We start from the raw sequence: 17,866 nt of genomic DNA, 5'->3' as shown, positions 1-17,866 counted from the left end.
TTTTTAAGTTAGTTCGTTCCAATACCTTGCAGCCTCCGCCGGCCATATATCATAATGCGCCGATCCTTTTCCCCGTACCTGAGAAAAAGCACGGTAACCTTCTATTCTGATTTTTTTAGCGGCATCATATTTAATTTTCTTGGCCACTCTCCCTTCAGGTTCTTTACCATCGGCATGACTGATGATAATGAAAAGTTTTTTGGGAAATTTGGAGCGTAATTCTTTATATGACCTTAGGTTAAGGTCTGAATACTGCAAACTATCTATAACCACAATGGCAGCGCTTTTGGGCTTTTCAAGTCTTGTAGTCAAATCTGGAATGCTTTCTTTTCCTAAAAACTGAAACCGGTTTTTAACATCCTCCATGCCTACATCGCTTAATGCATCCTGCATATCTTTACAAAAACCTTCTTCCAAACTATCGTAAGCTACTTTTCCGAAAGCAGTAAGGTATTTACAAAGGGTAAGTACAAAGCGTGTTTTACCATTAAACGAGTTACCCCATACCAGCCAGCACCCCGCAGGCTCAGGCTTACCTAATAGATCTAACCAGCCACCGGTAAAATCCATTGTTTTAAATTTCATGGTCTTAACTTCAGCACCACTTAAAGCTCTTTTCAAATTCATTTATACCAATTTTAATTTTTGAACCTCAGTAAATACCCGACGCAGGCTCCCTTCTGTCCGGGCATAAATTTTCTGCATATCGGTTGCTCCGTTTGCTTTAGCTACCAAAGCCGCCTGGTGTTTAATAAAATCTTCTCGGGCTTCTTTTCCGTGGGGCACTACCTGTTGGTACTTATTGCCGAAGCGGCTAAATATTTCGGTATAGCCAACTTTTTTCAGGTCTTTATTCCTGGTTATTTTGGCTTCCAGCCCCTCAGCTCCCATCATATACCAGGCGCAGAATCGCTCAGTTGCATTCCAGAGCGCTTTCAGCTCCAAAAAAGCAGAGTAATCCAGGTCACCGGCCTCATCGAGTACAATGATTGGTTTTTCAACACTACGCAGGTAATAGACTAAATCGTCGTATACATCTGTATATCTGCAGGTATGGTTTACCCCAAACTCCCTGGCCACATGACGAATTAATTTCTGCCTGCTTTTTACCTGGGCACAGTCCACATATATCGCGTTCTGGTGTTCTTTAACATATTGACGGGCGGCATAGGTTTTTCCTATATCCGCCATGTCACATAATATTCCTGAGAGTGAATTATTCTGGCAAGTTTCTAACTGGGTATATACAAAGTGGTAAACATTGGTTTTTGCAGTCACCCATGCCGGAGCATCAGTTAATTGCACATCAAGTTTTCGGGCTATACTAATCCATTTCCCATGACTTAGTACATTTTGTGTATCCCCTTTTTTTAAGCGGTTAAGCTGTGCAGCATTTATGCCTAAGGCCACCGCTTGTGAGGCATCGCTCACAAATTTCGTTCGCTGCAGCCCTATGGCTGCAACAATTTTGGTTTTAATGTTTTCAGGTGTCATATTTATAGTGCGTTAATAGCATTCATTCTGTTGTAATCTTCGTAATGGTAATCTTCTGGCAAATCAAACCGCTCATTGGGCTGCAAGGCACTTTCAAGAGAAACCTCCACTTCGCCCTGGGCATAGTAATTGGTGTTTTCGACAACCTTAAGCCTTGACAAACCGGCTTTTTTTTGTTTAACCATGCTGTCGAATTTGGTTACATAGTGCGCCTGCTTTGAATAACTTAAGGGGTCTTCTTCTGACCACTCTGCATTTGCAGTATTGTAAGCGCTTATTTTCTCACATCTGCAGATAAATACCTCATTTTGATAGAGGTAAACACTGTCAGTTTCGCCAAACTCGTTTGGGAGATAATATGCCTTAACTTCATAATTGTTAGGTAGCAGACGTAGCATAACTTTAGGATCAGGCAAACTGTATTTAGCGTATTGCACCTGTACATACTGGCTTCTGCGAATACTTGTGGTTGCAACATTACCAATGTAACGTAGCAGGAGTGCACGGTCTACTTGAGCCAGTTCCGGGTTTACATACATAGCCAATACTTCGGCGCGTGTTAAACCTTTGTACTTCTTTTGATTTGGATGCAGGGCATTATTGTATTTTTCAATAATTTCCTCGTCATCGGCAGTAAGAACCTGATAGGAATATGTTTTCTCCTTATAGTTATTGTTCTGGGCATCGAATATTTTCTCACTTTTGGTTTTATTTGCTTCCAGGCGCGAATAAAAACGCCCGATACCATCCTGGTAGCGCTTTTCATAGCCATACTTCTTAATTCGGTTGCCTGTTTCAGCCCATTTTTCCTGCGAATTGCCTGGATTGCACCAGCGCACAAATGGAAAAATTACCCCTGCCTGCATTAAATCCTCTTTGAAAGTATTAACCAGGTGATGCTCAACCTCAACCTGCATTGGCATCCCATAGCCGTTTCGGTCAAGAAAATGAAACATATTGCGCATGCAATCGATAAACAATGCCTTATCCTTAGTTTGGCTGTAAGCCGCGCCAATTACACACCCACTGGTAATATCATAAGCATAATATGCTTTAACCCGATTGCCATTAGGCATTTTCCGTGGTAAATCACGGTCATCCATTGATATTTTACTGAAAGAATAGTTTGGTGCGTGCCTATGGTGATGTGGGCGATGCGTACTATTGAATGTGAGACTATCGCTTCTAAACTTATCTACAATAATCCTGTTGCCAGGTTCATTGATATAATTCCAGACAGTGGCTTCACTCAAGGTTATCGGCTGCCCGTTTTCACAGAACTGGTTGCGATCAAAAACCTCCCCTGTCTGAAAATCAATAATATCGATATCCCCTGCCAAAAAACGCAGGTAATCGTTACTTACATCGCCAACATAAGGCTTATTTTGTGCGATATATAAACTTAGGATCAAGCGTTCTACATCTACAGTTACTTTTCTACTATTATCATTGCAAAACCCTCGATGTATTAAAGCTGTATACCCCTCTTTTTTATACTTTCTAAATTTTTCCTGTAAACGGCGATAGTTAGGTGGCAGTGAATGGCCAAATTCTTTTTTATCCAAATTAAATACACACTCTGCCAGTTTCCCCCAGATATTGGCCTTTACGCCACCCATTGCTTTACGTCTTGCACTGTTATTGCTGATAATGATGTGGCAGGCATTTAAAATGGAAGCATGAGTAGTGTAATTCAAAATAACCTCTTTCGGCAATGACCGGCCGTCGGCAAGGCGATAGGCACTAAAAAAACTAAGTGCTGCAGCATCCGGTGTAATAAAGTCCTTAAACTGATGATGCTTTGTCGTTTTAGCCGGATCGCCCCATTTTTCGATCAACACATTTTGTTCCTGAACCGGTAGCTTGGAGAAATTTATCAGAGCTTCATTCCCTAAACCCCTTCCCTCTTTAATTCTGAACCCTTCATTTCGATGAGACCGTAGTTTGTAAGCACTGTAACTAAATAAAGCGACACTCTCGGCATTACGCTTATCTACATCACTTACAATGTAGCTCAAGCGCACCCCGTATTGATTGTTAAATAATTCGTATGGAGCCTTATACATAAATATTAGTGGTTTAATGCACTTTCTACTTTTTTTACAAGTTGTTTATACTCTCTCCTGATTGTATCAGCGGAAAGGCTATTCCTATCGCCCTTGAGGCATTGTCTGATAAAAATCTTAGTAAATCCATGTCTAGACGATAATTCGGAGATCACTACGGTATTGTATGTATTACGATTTTGACTATTTTTGTTCATTGCTCTTATTGCTTTTAATACGAAAGCAAATGTATAGATAAATATCTCAGTTTAAAAAATAAATAATGAAAAATATCTCAATTCAGAAGGAGCGCATCATGCAGTACCTTGAAATAAAAGGAGTTAGCAAAAACAAATTTTATACTGAAACAGGCATTTCCAATGGGGTTTTAGATAAAAGCAGTGGGCTAACGATGGATACTGTTGAGAAATTTTACTCAAAATATAAGGATATAAATCTAGAATGGTTAATTACCGGAACTGGCTTAATGATGAAAGACACACACGCTCCCGCAAACGAACAAGTTGCTATACTTAATAAGAAATATTTGATGCGAACAGACATTAAACAAGAATTACAGGAAATTCCGCTGTATGACTTCCAGGCAGCAGCAGGCTTAACTTCGGTCTTTAATGAAAAAGCTAACGTCTTAGATCGAATCAAAATACCCAACCTACCTAAATGTGACGGCGCTATCAGTATAGTTGGGGACAGCATGTACCCGCTGTTAAAATCAGGCGATATTGTAATTTACAAGGTGATCCAAAACTTTGTTGAAAATATTTTTTGGGGCGAGATGTATCTCTTGTCTTATTCCTTTGATGGCGATGAGATGGTAACAGTAAAGTACATCCAAAAATCAGATAAGGGTGATGACTACATCAAACTAGTTAGCCAAAACTCTAATCACCAAGCCAAGGATATCAGAATTGCAGGGGTTTCAAGTATTGCTTTAGTAAAGGCAAGCATCAGAATAAACAATATGTCTTAGATTATTTCCCCACACACCACCAACAAACACAAAAACAAATAAAACACTAATAAACAAGATATTAAACAATAAATTACCCCGTAAAAATGAGGTAATTTGGGGTATACAATCGCCTTAAAATGTGGATATTTTAACTACTTAAAGGCTATATAGCACCTGGGAAACGGCCATAAATCTGTTAAATTGTAGCCCTATATGTAACCCTAAAGGTAACCCTATCTAAATATTTAGCTAAAAGTTAAGTTTTAAAAAAACACTCATAAGGGGCTCTATAGGCGAAAAACAAAGTTTAAAATCGAGTTAAGCAGCAATAAAGGTATTTACAACCTAACCCTGTCATCAAAGTCAAACCTTGGTACTAAGGCCCGTTCGACTAAAATTGCACAATTGGTTATTTTCTGATTGATTATAGTTTAAGCAAAAAACACAGTTCAAAGTTATAATATGCAGCTTTCTCAATTTTATTGCAAGCTTAGGTTGCACATGTTATTTTATCGTTTATAGGTTCAGATGCTACTTGATGTAATCTTTGATCTGTCGAATGGGATTTGAGCGTTTCAGGGCTTCTTTTGGAGGGATATTTAGCTTTGCTTTCCTGTTTATGCTTTGCTGATCTTGTGAAAGCTTTAGGTATTGTCTTTGAACTCGATGATTGGGATTGTTTTCTGGTGGAAGGAAATTTGAGGTCGGAGCCTGTTTTTCTTCAGAGGGAAAGGTACAGTTGACTTAAATAATATTTATAGAAATTTATTTTCCGCAAGCCGTAAGACCCAATCTCCAATTGTCTTCTACAAACGTAAGTTTACATTCGGCATATCCTGTGGTAATTATACCTGGCAAAAACATCGGCGCAAGGGTAAATATGCTGCTCAGAATAAATTTATAGAACTTTCTGTTGAAGACCCATTTTACCTGTTGCACCTTCACAAACAGTTTTTGCCAGTTTATGTGGTTGGAAACAAGAACTATCCACCCGGACGGTTTTTTACAGTCAGCTTACCGGAATATAAACTGGATGCCCCCATTCTTTGCCTGGACATCAAATCAGCAAGATCTGACCACCTGCGGATATCTGCATCTGTTCCATTGACACCAACAGTCAGGCAGCCCAAGCTCACACTACCAGTATGAAAATACCTATTCAGCGTGTCACTATCATTAATAAAAAACCAAGTAAGAGCAAATTTCGTCTTGTCAAGATACCCTGTGCCAGCACTGTGTGGCGCATCTGCAAGTGACAGATAATAATCGCCATTAGGCAATGGATTGGCAACATCAAAACCTGCCTTTACTATAATGTTACCAGGATTTGCTGTCAATGTAAGACTTGCATAATCGTACACAAGAACAGCACCTGAATTGTATGACACATTGCCGAATCTTGATGTATTATCCGGCAGTGCAGTGACACTACAAGCAACATTGGCATAGGGCCAGTCAACAATAGTAAATTTTTCTCGTCCACTACTGATTGTCACATTTTTAACCCTACAGTATTTCGGAATAGAAATCAGCGAATTATTTGAATCTTTTTTTACCAGCAACCAGTTATCATCACCCGTGACAAGCAAGCCAGTCTCTATAGACGTGATTCTGTTTTTCTGGTCCAATATATAGGCATTGTCCGGGTAAGCTTTTAGAGTTCTCTTACTAATTTTTTTCATTTTAAAATGTTTAAGATTATGAAATAGTTTTAGATTTTATTTTGAATCTGTTGATTGACGAGATTTGGTAAAAATTCACGCCTATTTTATCTAACAGTCAAAAAACCTATTCGTACTAAAGATCTATGAATTCGTATATTGATTGACTTTAATCATTTTATACAGCTTATAATTTGTAAAAACACCATTGCTATTTTAGCTTTAGTTTTAACGAGAGGGTAAATACCACTTTCGTAGAGTCTTCAATACTATACCAGAAATAGTGTATAATTGGCTCGTGTGAACGAATGGTATGTGGCACCACTCTGAATGTATTGATCATATCGGCAGCAATCTTGGTCACACCAGATTTGGCCAGACTATCCGTTGCCATCTTTTTATAGGCCAAGATCGAATCCACTTGTTTACTTTTATGAAACAACTGAGGAGTCGCAGACCGGATTTTTTCTTCGACATATGCGTTAAACAACCTCTCTTTACGAACCATCTCCGTCAATTTAAATAGTTTATTATGTATATTAAGATGTTCCAGCAATAGCATTCCGAATTGGATAGGATTACCCGCTTGCACATTTTTGATCATGGCCACATACTCCTTGTAACTCAATGTAGTAGGCGCAAGGTATTTCAGCGCAGGATCCCAGTCTTCGGCGTTTCCTACATCGGCGAGATAATCGTAGTGTAATGACTGTATGCCGTAATCCGTCCAGGTAGAATAAGCAGAATTGATAACAAATGCAGGATTAATATCAAAACGTCCATCACCAGCTACATCCCGCATATTTCGTCTCACACGAAGCCGGCATCGATAATGGGACCATGGATCGCCCAATATCTTTATTCGTATAAGGTGTTTAACCGGCTTATGATCTGGTTCACCTTTTACCCGGAATACTTCAGCGCTCAATACCCTTTCTCGTAGAGCGAAATTAGGATTGATAATCAATTCAAAGGTATCATTAGTTTTTTTACGCAGTTGTACATCTGCCGTGCTTCCGCTGTCATCACCAATACCCGCGACAAGCAATTCATTCAACAGGCTTTCAATTTCACCTATAGTGCCATCAAGGGGGACCAATTTCTCCAGGTCCAAGGCACTGATAGGCTCATCTTTCTTGCGGACATATTTTTCAAACTGTTTAAACAACATGGTTTCCGGTATATCCGTAAGCGTGAAAGCAGTTCTCTTCAAAGGCATCGAGGATTCATTAACATGTGCCAGGAATATTTCGAACAGGTCGTTGGAAAGATCACCCTCTTCATCAGGATCTACAATATAGTCGTAGGTATTGATGAATATATCCCAACGATCACTATATTTTTTTTCAATGTTGACTATGTCCTTATTATAAGTGAGCCAGTTCTTATGAGCCGGATGTTCAAAAATTACTTTTTGCGTTCCAAAATCAAGAGAAAGTTCCCCAGACCTATCCATCACCAATCTTTTCCAATCGCCTTTTTCCTCCCTTCTCATCATGGGCTGAGTCGGAATATACGGCACCGGGATAGAAGGTGGTGTACGTGATGGCAGCAAATAGAATTTCTCATCTTCATCAGTCCTCCAATCCGGGCAATAATGTGCCACCGCAAATTTTGCGGCATTTCCAGTAGGAACCTGCTCGTTGAAGCGGTTAGTATTCTCAAGCATATCTTCGGCAGTACGTACCTGTGAAGCGTCGAAAGGTTCTGAAATGGCATTACTGGCTTCCATGATCTGGAACTCATTATCATACAACGCATCTTCAAGATTTTCTATAAAATACCTCTCGGTTATTCCTGCCGATGTATTGTCAAGAAATGCTTTAAAATTAATGCGGGTAGTATCACTCCCTTTTAATGGGGTTCCGCTATTCTGCGGCAATGGCTTCCGGATATCCTTAATCAGTTGCAGCATATAAAGATCCTGCATTTCTCCGTCACGTGGCAGACCGATTGGTGTATTGATGTGTTTTGTGCTTACACCCGAAAAAAGTCCAAGTCCAAACCCTTTAGCAGTAATATATTTCATCGGATCTTCAATAAGCACCGATCGAAATGCTTTTAAAATACTATCCTGCAGGCGGTTGGTGATGTCGGTTACCAGTTTATAATGTGCATCGGTTGAAGCGAGCGGACGGTTGTCGACATAAGTAAGCAACGCTGCCAGCTTTGAGGCTATTGCGGGGAGGATTTTATCGCGCGCCTGCAGTTTTATTTTAAAAAGTTTTTCCATATCGTTTAGCACGTTTATATCGACTAGGAAATTTTCAGGATTTTCCTTCTGTTTCTCTGGGTATGCCAACCAAACCAGGATGCGCAGTAGGTACTCAGAAAAGCCGATAGTCGTTTTAAGATCGATCAACTTTGAATGCACCTGTAGCGGACGGAAAGAATAAGGAACATAATACAAAAGCATATCGGTGGTATTTGGTGCCGATCCTTTGGGAATCCATATAAATGAAGTTGTTTCACCCAGTAGTTCCTTTATGTTCTTTCGTTTATCGGCCCCTGTACCTGCCGCTGGTTTATTATCATCATACCAATTGGAACAGATATAGGTAAATGAATTGAACAGGGGGTTGCCCATATTTATCGTATCCAGATAAGCCTCCAGTGCTTTTCTGGGTTCTTCTATTCGGCCAAATGCGAAATCGCTGCCCAGCTCATCCTCACTACCTAAAGGAAATGGTCGCAAGTCACTGGCTACCGGTACCCCATTATTGAACTGGACTCGTATTGTTTTATCTTCTGCCCGTACAATGGAGAGCCCCAATCGTAGAAGGTTTGTTTTTAATATCTCGGCACTGAGTGAACTGGATAGATTAATTTTCTCCGTATATTCATCTGTCCCATCAGTATATTCCTCAACAGCTTTTTTAAAACCGGCAAAGGTCGATTTATTGAAGGGCGTAAGCATGTTTGTGAAATTAACCGGAAATGATACTGTTTTTACTTTTTCCAGATGTTTCATCAACGAAGGCCATTCATTCGAGGATTCCGGATGCGCGGCATATTCGTCGTCGAGGGTATGAAGCATGTTATTAAAATTCCAAAGTTCGATGCACAATAGGCATTGGTTATTGATCGCATCAAAAAACGCTTCGTAAAGATTTCGATAAACGGTCATCTGCGCTTCATCTTGATCCTTAATGTTACGGAGCAATCCCTTTAAGTATTTTTTATTGAGAATAAGAATAATCTGGTCATTTTTGTCAGAGACCGCATAGCGTAGCAACGGAATGACAGATACCAGTTCATCCTCCACCTTGGTCGTTTTAAGATCACCGATATTCCTGATAGGGTTACTGTAAGGAAAATGTATACCATTCTGTTCCACAGCCAACCTGAAGGCATACTGGTTCTCAATTTTGGCTTTCAATGAAAGTGCGTTTGCATTCAGACGATAAAGTTTATAACGGTTTTCTTGGGCATCATCCGTGCTTTTAGCACTCACTTCCTCTGCAAAACGGTGTGTAGTGCGGTAGTAAAAGTTTGTCGGAAGTTTATCTGGATTATTTTCACCAACAGGAAACAATGCATCATTCGTATTAAGCTTCAATTCCTCACCGTTCATCAATGATATTCGAAACTTGTTGAAATTACTATAGTCGAAGAGCAGCGGCTCCACATTTCCTAAACCTGAATTTACGAACCCATCTTTATCCAACTTTAGTTGCATCGAACGTGAAAAGCCATTGATCGAAACATTAAATCTAAATTGATAATGTTTGTCTAGAGCTATAAATACCTTCTGTCCCGGATCTTTGTGCAACAATAAATTGAAACCATGTTTAAACATGTTGGATATATTCGCAACAATCGGGATGATGACCAAATCAGCCTCTACTGTATCTTTTATTCCTTTCGAATTTCCGTCTTCAAATAATGTTTTGAGCCCATCTGCGTAAAGTTCAATCATCTCGTCGTCATCGATTTTTCCATCCGTCCAGATATCCTTAAGCACGATATCAGCTTTTGGTTTGAGCTTACGTACACGGAACGCAAAATCATCCTTACGCAAACTGTTATCGGGTGCATATAGAAGCTCTCGTAGTTCTTTCAACTCCATCAAAACCTCTTTAGCTGCTGGATCTGTATTTGTAATGGGCACATATGCTTTACGCGAAATTTTATACACCTCTTTTTGTTCCTGCGGAAGCTTAACTTTCTTGACCAGTACGCTCAATATGATGGCCGGCCGAAACTGATTAAGCGCTACACTATTTTCCATTGAAATCAGTTTCACCGCATTCGTTCTGTCGTCCTTAAACAGATCCTCTTCCCGAAGTAACATCCGCTGTGGATTAAGCTTAATAAATGCTGTGTCCGTACTAGTATCCTGGTAACTGACTTTGGGTTTATCTACTAGTGTATCAAGCAATGCTTCCGGCATCTTAATGGCAGTTGCAAACTGATCTTGATCAAACACTACCGTGTAGGGTTTAAAATTATGTTCTAACAATGCATTTACCGGATAATAATTGGTTTTCTCCTGTATACGCGTTATTTGATCTACTGAATATGTTGCTGGCAACGAAAGGCTCCTTTTCAGTTTAGTATGATCGTTATTATCGATATTATGCAAGTGAGCTCTGATGGATTCAAAATATTCTTTTCTGTCTTTTGGTGTAAGCATATCCAATAACTTCATGCCACCGGCATTGATCGTAAATGAATTGGTAAATGCACCATCCCTAACTTCCGCTAGAGGAATTGCTGCTACCTGTCCACAAAAAGAATATGCATTGGTTTCAATCCACCCCGTCGGAGTTCCATCAGTGTTCAACTGCATGCCGGATGGTGTATCTATATCCTTTATCATCATCATGGATATAGTCACAGCACCATTCGCTCGAACCCGCTCACCGGCTCCATAATAAAATTGCAGTCGCTCGGCCAGCTTCGAAGGGTCTTTCTTTTCGGTAGATATTTTTTGGCAAAGAATTTTTCGATAATTTTTCTCGTCACCTAATTCTGCCTTTGCCTCTGCCGGTGTTTTAATTAATAAGTCAAGCGCCTCTGGCTCCAACTTCAAGGGATCTGGCGCAAATGATGAATCCGTCTTTACATTTTCGGCAACAAGTAGGTTACAATACTTGGTCAGATAAAAATCAGTAATACCTAACGGTAATTTTGCCTTCGATGTGATACCGCCCTGTTCCTTCTCGATCAATTCCAAAAAATTCTCCCGAAACTTATTGGCATCAATACCTGTCCATAAGCAATCATAGATTTTCCTTTCCAATGCGTCAATTATGTTGGCGGGTTCTTTACGAAATATTTCGGTAAGCAAGGCGGTGAGCCATTTATTCAACGTAATTAACTGGGGAAAGGTGATATAGTTGAAGTAATTGATTCCCGTTTTTCTCGTTAACAGACTTACTACCAGCGAACTATTACTTTGCCTAATCCATTCAATGATATCTTTGGCAGATGAAAACTCGTAACCCAGTTTATTATCTAGCGTAGTGGCATTGAAAGAAAAAGAGAATGGTATGTTTATTGGTGGCGGTACCGGTACCAGGCAGGAAGGGTCTTTCTGTATCTCTACTGCGGCGGCGGCGTTATTACCCAAATATTCCCAAGTATAGCTGCTCAACTGTGTTGCAGGATCGAGGTAATCTGCCAGCAATGGGCATTCCTTAAAATTATCTGTATTGATAATATAAGTATTTACAATCACATAGAACATATCATTTTTAATGAACGACTGATCGTAGTACGATGTAGGACAAAAATTATCGATGACGTAAAATATTTTATCGGGCATATTGTCTTATTATTTAGTTTAAACCAATTCTTCCATGTACTCCGTATCCCAGGCTTCCGGATACCCGGAATGTAAAGCTTGTAAAGCCGCATCGTACCCGACAGGAAGCCGAATAGCGAACACTTAATGTAGCTGCAAACGTGAGTGAGCTATTGCCTTTGGGCATATAAATCAGATGCCCCGCCAATGCTGCTACTACTTCTGCGCGTATCTCAGCGGAAAGTACCCAATAATTGATGCCACCCCTTGCATAAGCGTAAATACCGATTACACCAATCACTTCTATTTTTTCTAGCGTGCCTTTCAACTGTGTGATTGCACTACCACCATTTGCAAATTTAAACGTGACCGATCCCATCAAGATAACAGTTACGGATATACCTGCCTCAGCCCATGCAACAGGATTACGTGCACCAACTTTATAACCGTAAGAAAAAGCCACCCCGGCACCAATGGTAATGGACTTACTGCTGTCCGGGGTAATATCCGTACGTTTTTCAAAATAGAAACCAAACCTTGTTTCATAAATTCCTGCGGCAAAGCTGAACGTACGATGCCATAAATAATGATTACCATCTTTCCACGGAAAACCGAAATCGATCAGGAAGTCGCGGTTGAGTCCGTACTCTAGTGCCACAAGACCAGCTTGTAGGGGGCCAAGCAAGTCGAGCAATGGAAGGCCCATCTCAATGCGAAAGCGATCGAGTTGTTTTGTTTTCCCAGGAATATAAGCAAGCGAAAGTGCATCAACGCCAAACAACTCTTTGAACCATAGCTCTGTTGAACTTAGCATGACACCATAATAATATTGATCATGTAAAACAAAACTGCAACGATCAAGAATGCCTGCAATAGAGAACGACGCACCGAATAACCAACTGGTGCTAGACGTGAATGAGATATCTTTAAATGATGTCTGGCTATCATCCTGTATACCCTTGAATACGCGATTCATTATTTCGTTAACTGGGCTTGCATCTACATTGGGTGGAGACAGAAGACCGTTGAGTAACTTTGGATCAAATTGCAGATTGTTGGCCAGCAATATCCAATAGAGTTTGATAATACCAATATCTGTACCGTTCTTATTGCTGTATGCGGCAATCATCCCTGTTCTAGGGGATTTGGCAGCTTCGGTCGCATCTTTCGGATCATTATGAAAAAACGCCAAACTAAAGTCAGCATTCTTGCCCAGTGGAGACCAGTCCAGTATTTTCAGGTCTATCTTTTTTGCTCCGATGAATGTCACTTTTGTTTCGTTCGGTGCTACACCAATCTTTGCATTTCTAACGAGCAATTCATTAATATAGATGGATATAAAACGGAATAGGTCGATCGAGATTTCTTTTGCACTCAGACCTGTAAGGCCGAAGAAAGGCTTTCCATTGGGAACACTGTTTTTAACTTTGATACCAATCACGCCTTCCAGGCGAAGGTCCTTTGCATTCACTCCTCCCAACGAAGGCAACTTGCCCATCTGTACATCTAGCTTGAAGTACATAATGGAATTATCTTTGGAGGGTCTGTTAGCTATCCAAATAACAGGGGCATCAAAATCATCCGCTAGTTTTCCTACATAGCTTTTTATATAGCCAATTCCTTTTGGAAGAAGTTCAATGCCCGAAAAATTGATCGGTCTTGGTGCATCAATAATGAACTCGACTGCACCGATGTCGAAATTGACTCCCCTGGGTTTTCCAGCAGGGTTTTCAGTGCCATTATCAGAGCTAGGAAGTATGATGTAAAAATTCTTCAGGGCAAGTTTTTTGACCTTTACAACTACATCAAATTCTTTAAAATTTAGTATTGCGTCAATTTCCAGCACCGATCGGCCCGCCTGTCGGGTGGCCTTTATGCCCCGCAGCTGTAAACTGTCCATAAAACCTGGTAAATCTTTCAACTCTTTTTCAGGGTGAAAAGTAACCCCGAACTCGAAGTCACGCGGCGTATCAACCCCTTCTATTTTCGAGGGAAGTGAGCCGCGGATCATAATATGCTCGGCATCTTTTGGATATTCCTTACTGAAAACATTTCTAAAATCTAGACGCAACAAAGCTTCTCCCGATTCAAGAGTAGTATTTTTTATCAAAGCATCGAACTTGACTAGTGTGAGTTCCGAATCAGGACGATCATCACCACTTCCCAGTTCTATGTCCATTTTTTCCGCATTTTCTTTTACCCGGGCGTAAATGTTAAACGGTACATCCAACTGCCCTGCGCTACTTCCAGGCGAGGTGCCGCCAATTGCCGAGTAGGCCATTTGTAAACTGGATTTACCAACCAAGTCTCGCAACAGTGCATCATTTCGTATATCAGCAAATGGCTTATAAATGAATATGCCCCGCCATCTCGCATCAAGCATATCCGGATGCAGATCTTTGATCAATTCCTCCAGGGGGCTATCGGCATTATTGCTGGGTTTCTCATCATTAAATGGCCCATATTTTAGTCCTGGCTTCTTGTTACTGGAATTTACTTCCCTCAGAATGGCAGGTAGGTTCATATCGTTCCCCAGTTTCAGGATATACACTGAAGATTCGCTAAACGAATGATCCCATTGCTTGCCTGAACCTAATTTGCAAAGTACCAGTTGCTGAAGGTGTAATTTCTTCAGCAAATCTTCCATCTGTTTTTTAAATGCCGGGCTGGTGTTGAAAGAAAGATGCTTGCTGTAAATGATATACTGAGGCGGGTCTATCCGCAAGTCGGGAAGCGATATATTTACCTGGTATTTTTCAAGAAGGTAAAACACCAGGATGCGCAACATGGCGCGGCGTTTGTTATCATCATTAAGACCAGTAATAAAACCTGTGATGGTAAACTTTAAATCTTCAATTGCTACCTTCAGTTTTGGAATAATGTCCTTCCAAAAGTTATACTCATCGATCAGCTTTTCCACAGCATCCGCTACAAACAGAATCTTTTCCCAGTGTTTATTCACAAGTTCTTCAAACTTCGCCTGTGTAATAACCTGTAGCCTTTGCAGCTCATCCCCATATTCTTTTTGAATGATGATAGAAGCTTCATCATATAATTCTTTAAAACCCGGCTCGCTTCGCAATGCAATCAGTTCTGCCGCATTTTTCACCTTACTTGCCTTTCTCACTAAAACAAGGTATCCTTCGAGTTTGCTTTTTGTTGCTTCAACTTTTAAAATAAAACTGTAGAAATTCCAGATATCTTCCTGATAGGCCTCGAATGTTTCGCTTAGCCAACCCTCGATATCATTCCAGGGTTTAGCTGCCAATTGATTCCATTCCTCAAGTAATTTGTTTTTTATTTCCTGCTTCAGTTTTCTTTCCAGACAGTTTATTACCCGTTTTGCATTTTGCTCTATTGAGGAATTGCCACTTTTAAGATCTTTCAGTATACCATTGATAGTGTTTACTCCAAAACGTTCACCATACAAAGCTTTCATTTCTGACATCGGTACATCATTGCAGCCCGCTGTCGCGTTATCCCATATTTCACGCAACTTCTCAACATAGGGATCCAAGCCCTGTATCACATTGCTGAGCACCGTGGTAACCTCTTCTTCAACTTTATTTTTGAATGCTTCAATTTCAGCCGGAGTTAGTTTGAGGTGATCAAAAATGATCTTCACCTGTAGACGAATTTCATCCAGTGCTGTCTGAGTACTTAAAAGTATTTCCAGAAGCTTGTTGATCACGCTACGATCAAATTGCTTATAAACCGTATCTAAAAGAGCATATATTATTTTATCCTCCTCAGTCGCCAGTTTGTTCCAACCTTGATCCCAAAGTGTGGTGAATGCTGCAATGGTAAGGTCTTCGACTTGCTGCTGCACTGTTTTCAAGCGTTTTCCCAGCCCAGGGATTGCATTGAAGTTTCCTTTCACCAAAGTCTTAACACGGTGTAATAAAGCCAGCTTGTTTTCGGGACTGGGGGCGAGTGTATTCAGTTTCAATCGGTAATAAACGCCGTTCCTGGTCTGAACACGGAGTGTAGCAATATTCTGTTCGCTCGAAAGATTTTCGAGGTAAATGCGCACTTTATGTATTGCAACCGCGGCATTGCGCAAGCCGGCATCCGATGCATTTTCCGCAAGGAGGAGATGGTCGTTCCAGAGATGATGCAATTGGTCAGCCAAACGTTGCGCCGAAACGGGATCCATCCGATTAACAACTACTGTTGTAAGTGGTATCCCAGTCGCCGCAGGCACGTGTCGGACATTCCCATGTTTAAAATCAACGGCAGCTGGTTTCAATTGAATTGGTATCGATAATGTATCGTTTATCGTATTGGCTTTGGATGGGGGGTATTGAAAAATAGTATCGATACTTATCTTCTTTGTCAATCCATTATATTCACGCAGAAAACCCTGAATATGCTCCTGTCCTACCGCATCGGCGCTAAAATTTGAAAACGCATCGTTAAGCTTTTTTATTTTCTCCTGTATTACTTTGGGAATTTTAGCTCCGCTCTTACCAGCAGGATCAGCAATATTAGCTACACCCAGTAAATAGTCGGTGGCCGGTAATACTAGTGGTCCGGTATGCTGTGTTGCAAATTTGCGACTATCGATATTATACACACCGTTTGCAGCTAGGATCCCTGTTAAATAACTTTCTCTTTCTTCATATTGAGAATAGAGATCCCAATCAGCGGGATCCAGTTCAATCGTCATTACATGATAAATATCTTCACCTCCCAAATCTATAGCCTCTGCCTTTAAAGAACATTTCAAAAGCGTAGTCAAAGATTTATTTTTCGATTCCAGCCAGCCCCCTTTTACAAGGCTATGAATATTGCTGGGCGAGGATTCCTGCACAACTACGATTCCATTGGCAGGCAACCAAAACGGAGATACCAGTGCTTCAGTGGTATTCGAACTTTTCAGTTTAACACCATAGAGTTGGCGTTCCTTGCGTTCCCAGTCGATCGTTTCGTATGCTAGTTCATGAAGCGTAGCGCCGGTAACTTCTTCAATGGAGAGACCGCGGATGGTTTTTTCAAATCGATTTATCGGAGTAGGATCAAATAACGAAAATAGACCTTCCCTGAAAACAAGCCTGAATTTATCTGTAGCAGTTTTCAACGCAGTCGGATAACTATTACTATCTGATAGGTTGGGCATCATCAACAAAGGACGCTCATCGGAAAACAGCGAGCTAACCCATGATATTATACCTTTTTTTCCAGGCATTTTTTCGAAGGAGAATATACCGTTCGCCAAGGCAAACTGGTATTTGATCTGCAGTTCACTTTTACTGGCCGTCATGTCCTGATTAATGCTCAGTACATCGGGAAAAACAGGAACGTATTTATATTCCGGGACTACAAACAACTCAGATCCGCCTTCACTATGAAGCCTAATCCTGTCGATAGACATGATTTGTCCAAACTCCAATGCTTCACTACCGCCAACGGGCCCAGTTTTAATATTGATCCTGTCGCGTATTTGATAGTACTGATCCGCTGCAACAAATAGGTCCACTCCCTCCTTACTGAGATCAATAGTAAAAGCAGTCGAACGAATCTTATCGATTACATTATTAAGACCGATGGTTCCATAACCCTGAAAATAGCTATTGATCGTCTCGTCATAAATAAATTTATTTAGCGCATCGTTGATCTCAATGCCAAACAACAGCTCACCAGCTTGAGATATGGCAGGAGTAATGTTATTTATCGTATTGTTAAATATTTCGACGGAAAATTGTCCCGTATAAGAACCGTTGCGAGAAACGATGTCGTAGGAGAATTGCGTTCCAGATTTAATTGAAAAAGAAAATGTCCCTCCTGTTGCCACATGACTAGCATCAGCAACAAAGCTGACTTTAAGGCTATTACCTTTTAACAGAATACTGGCAACCTTTTCCCTACCCCAGAAAAGTTTCGCATCTTTTCCATCTTCCAATTGCAATTTATAACCAAAAATAATCGCTTCCATATCAATAGT

The 17,866-nt window shown here is 40.5% G+C and carries 7 protein-coding genes; 1 reads left to right on the top strand and 6 read right to left on the bottom strand.

All coding sequences use genetic code 11. The features are described from left to right. Nucleotides 1-3: 3 nt before the first annotated feature. The 3 genes from G7074_RS15675 to G7074_RS15665 are packed head-to-tail and all read right to left on the bottom strand — an operon-like array spanning nucleotide 4 to nucleotide 3,560. Nucleotides 4-627 carry a hypothetical protein gene (locus G7074_RS15675; protein WP_124561766.1) on the bottom strand — a complete coding sequence of 208 codons (624 nt, stop codon included), beginning with the start codon at nucleotides 625-627 and terminating at the stop codon, nucleotides 4-6. Beyond that, nucleotides 628-1,494, bottom strand: coding sequence for an AAA family ATPase (locus G7074_RS15670; protein WP_199748405.1), 867 nt, complete (start codon nucleotides 1,492-1,494; stop codon nucleotides 628-630). A 2-nt stretch (nucleotides 1,495-1,496) separates the two neighbouring features. Then, entirely contained in the window at nucleotides 1,497-3,560 is a 2,064-nt protein-coding gene (locus G7074_RS15665; protein WP_166209586.1) for a hypothetical protein, read from the bottom strand. A 262-nt stretch (nucleotides 3,561-3,822) separates the two neighbouring features. Between G7074_RS15665 and G7074_RS15660 the strand changes: the two genes are divergently transcribed. After that, on the top strand, nucleotides 3,823-4,530 hold the full coding sequence (locus G7074_RS15660) for a S24 family peptidase (RefSeq protein ID WP_199748406.1): 708 nt from the start codon (nucleotides 3,823-3,825) through the stop codon (nucleotides 4,528-4,530). Nucleotides 4,531-5,495: 965 nt separating this feature from the next. On the opposite strand, the gene G7074_RS15655 is transcribed toward G7074_RS15660, so the two are convergent. The 3 genes from G7074_RS15655 to G7074_RS15645 all read right to left on the bottom strand — a co-directional run bounded on the left by G7074_RS15655 (nucleotide 5,496) and on the right by G7074_RS15645 (nucleotide 17,857). Beyond that, nucleotides 5,496-6,194 (bottom strand): hypothetical protein, encoded by a 699-nt coding sequence (locus tag G7074_RS15655; RefSeq protein WP_166209583.1) that lies wholly within the window; start codon nucleotides 6,192-6,194, stop codon nucleotides 5,496-5,498. Nucleotides 6,195-6,384: 190 nt separating this feature from the next. Further along, a complete protein-coding gene (locus G7074_RS15650) occupies nucleotides 6,385-11,943 on the bottom strand; it encodes a hypothetical protein (RefSeq protein ID WP_166209580.1) in 5,559 nt (1,852 codons plus the stop codon). Between the two features lie 13 nt (nucleotides 11,944-11,956). Continuing rightward, on the bottom strand, nucleotides 11,957-17,857 hold the full coding sequence (locus tag G7074_RS15645; RefSeq protein WP_166209577.1) for a hypothetical protein: 5,901 nt from the start codon (nucleotides 17,855-17,857) through the stop codon (nucleotides 11,957-11,959). Between the last annotated feature and the right edge of the window lie 9 nt (nucleotides 17,858-17,866).

The sequence above is a fragment of the Pedobacter sp. HDW13 genome (assembly GCF_011303555.1).
Lineage (GTDB): Bacteria > Bacteroidota > Bacteroidia > Sphingobacteriales > Sphingobacteriaceae > Pedobacter.
Note: the sequence above shows the minus strand (reverse complement) of the source record. Positions and strands in the feature narration are given on the sequence as shown.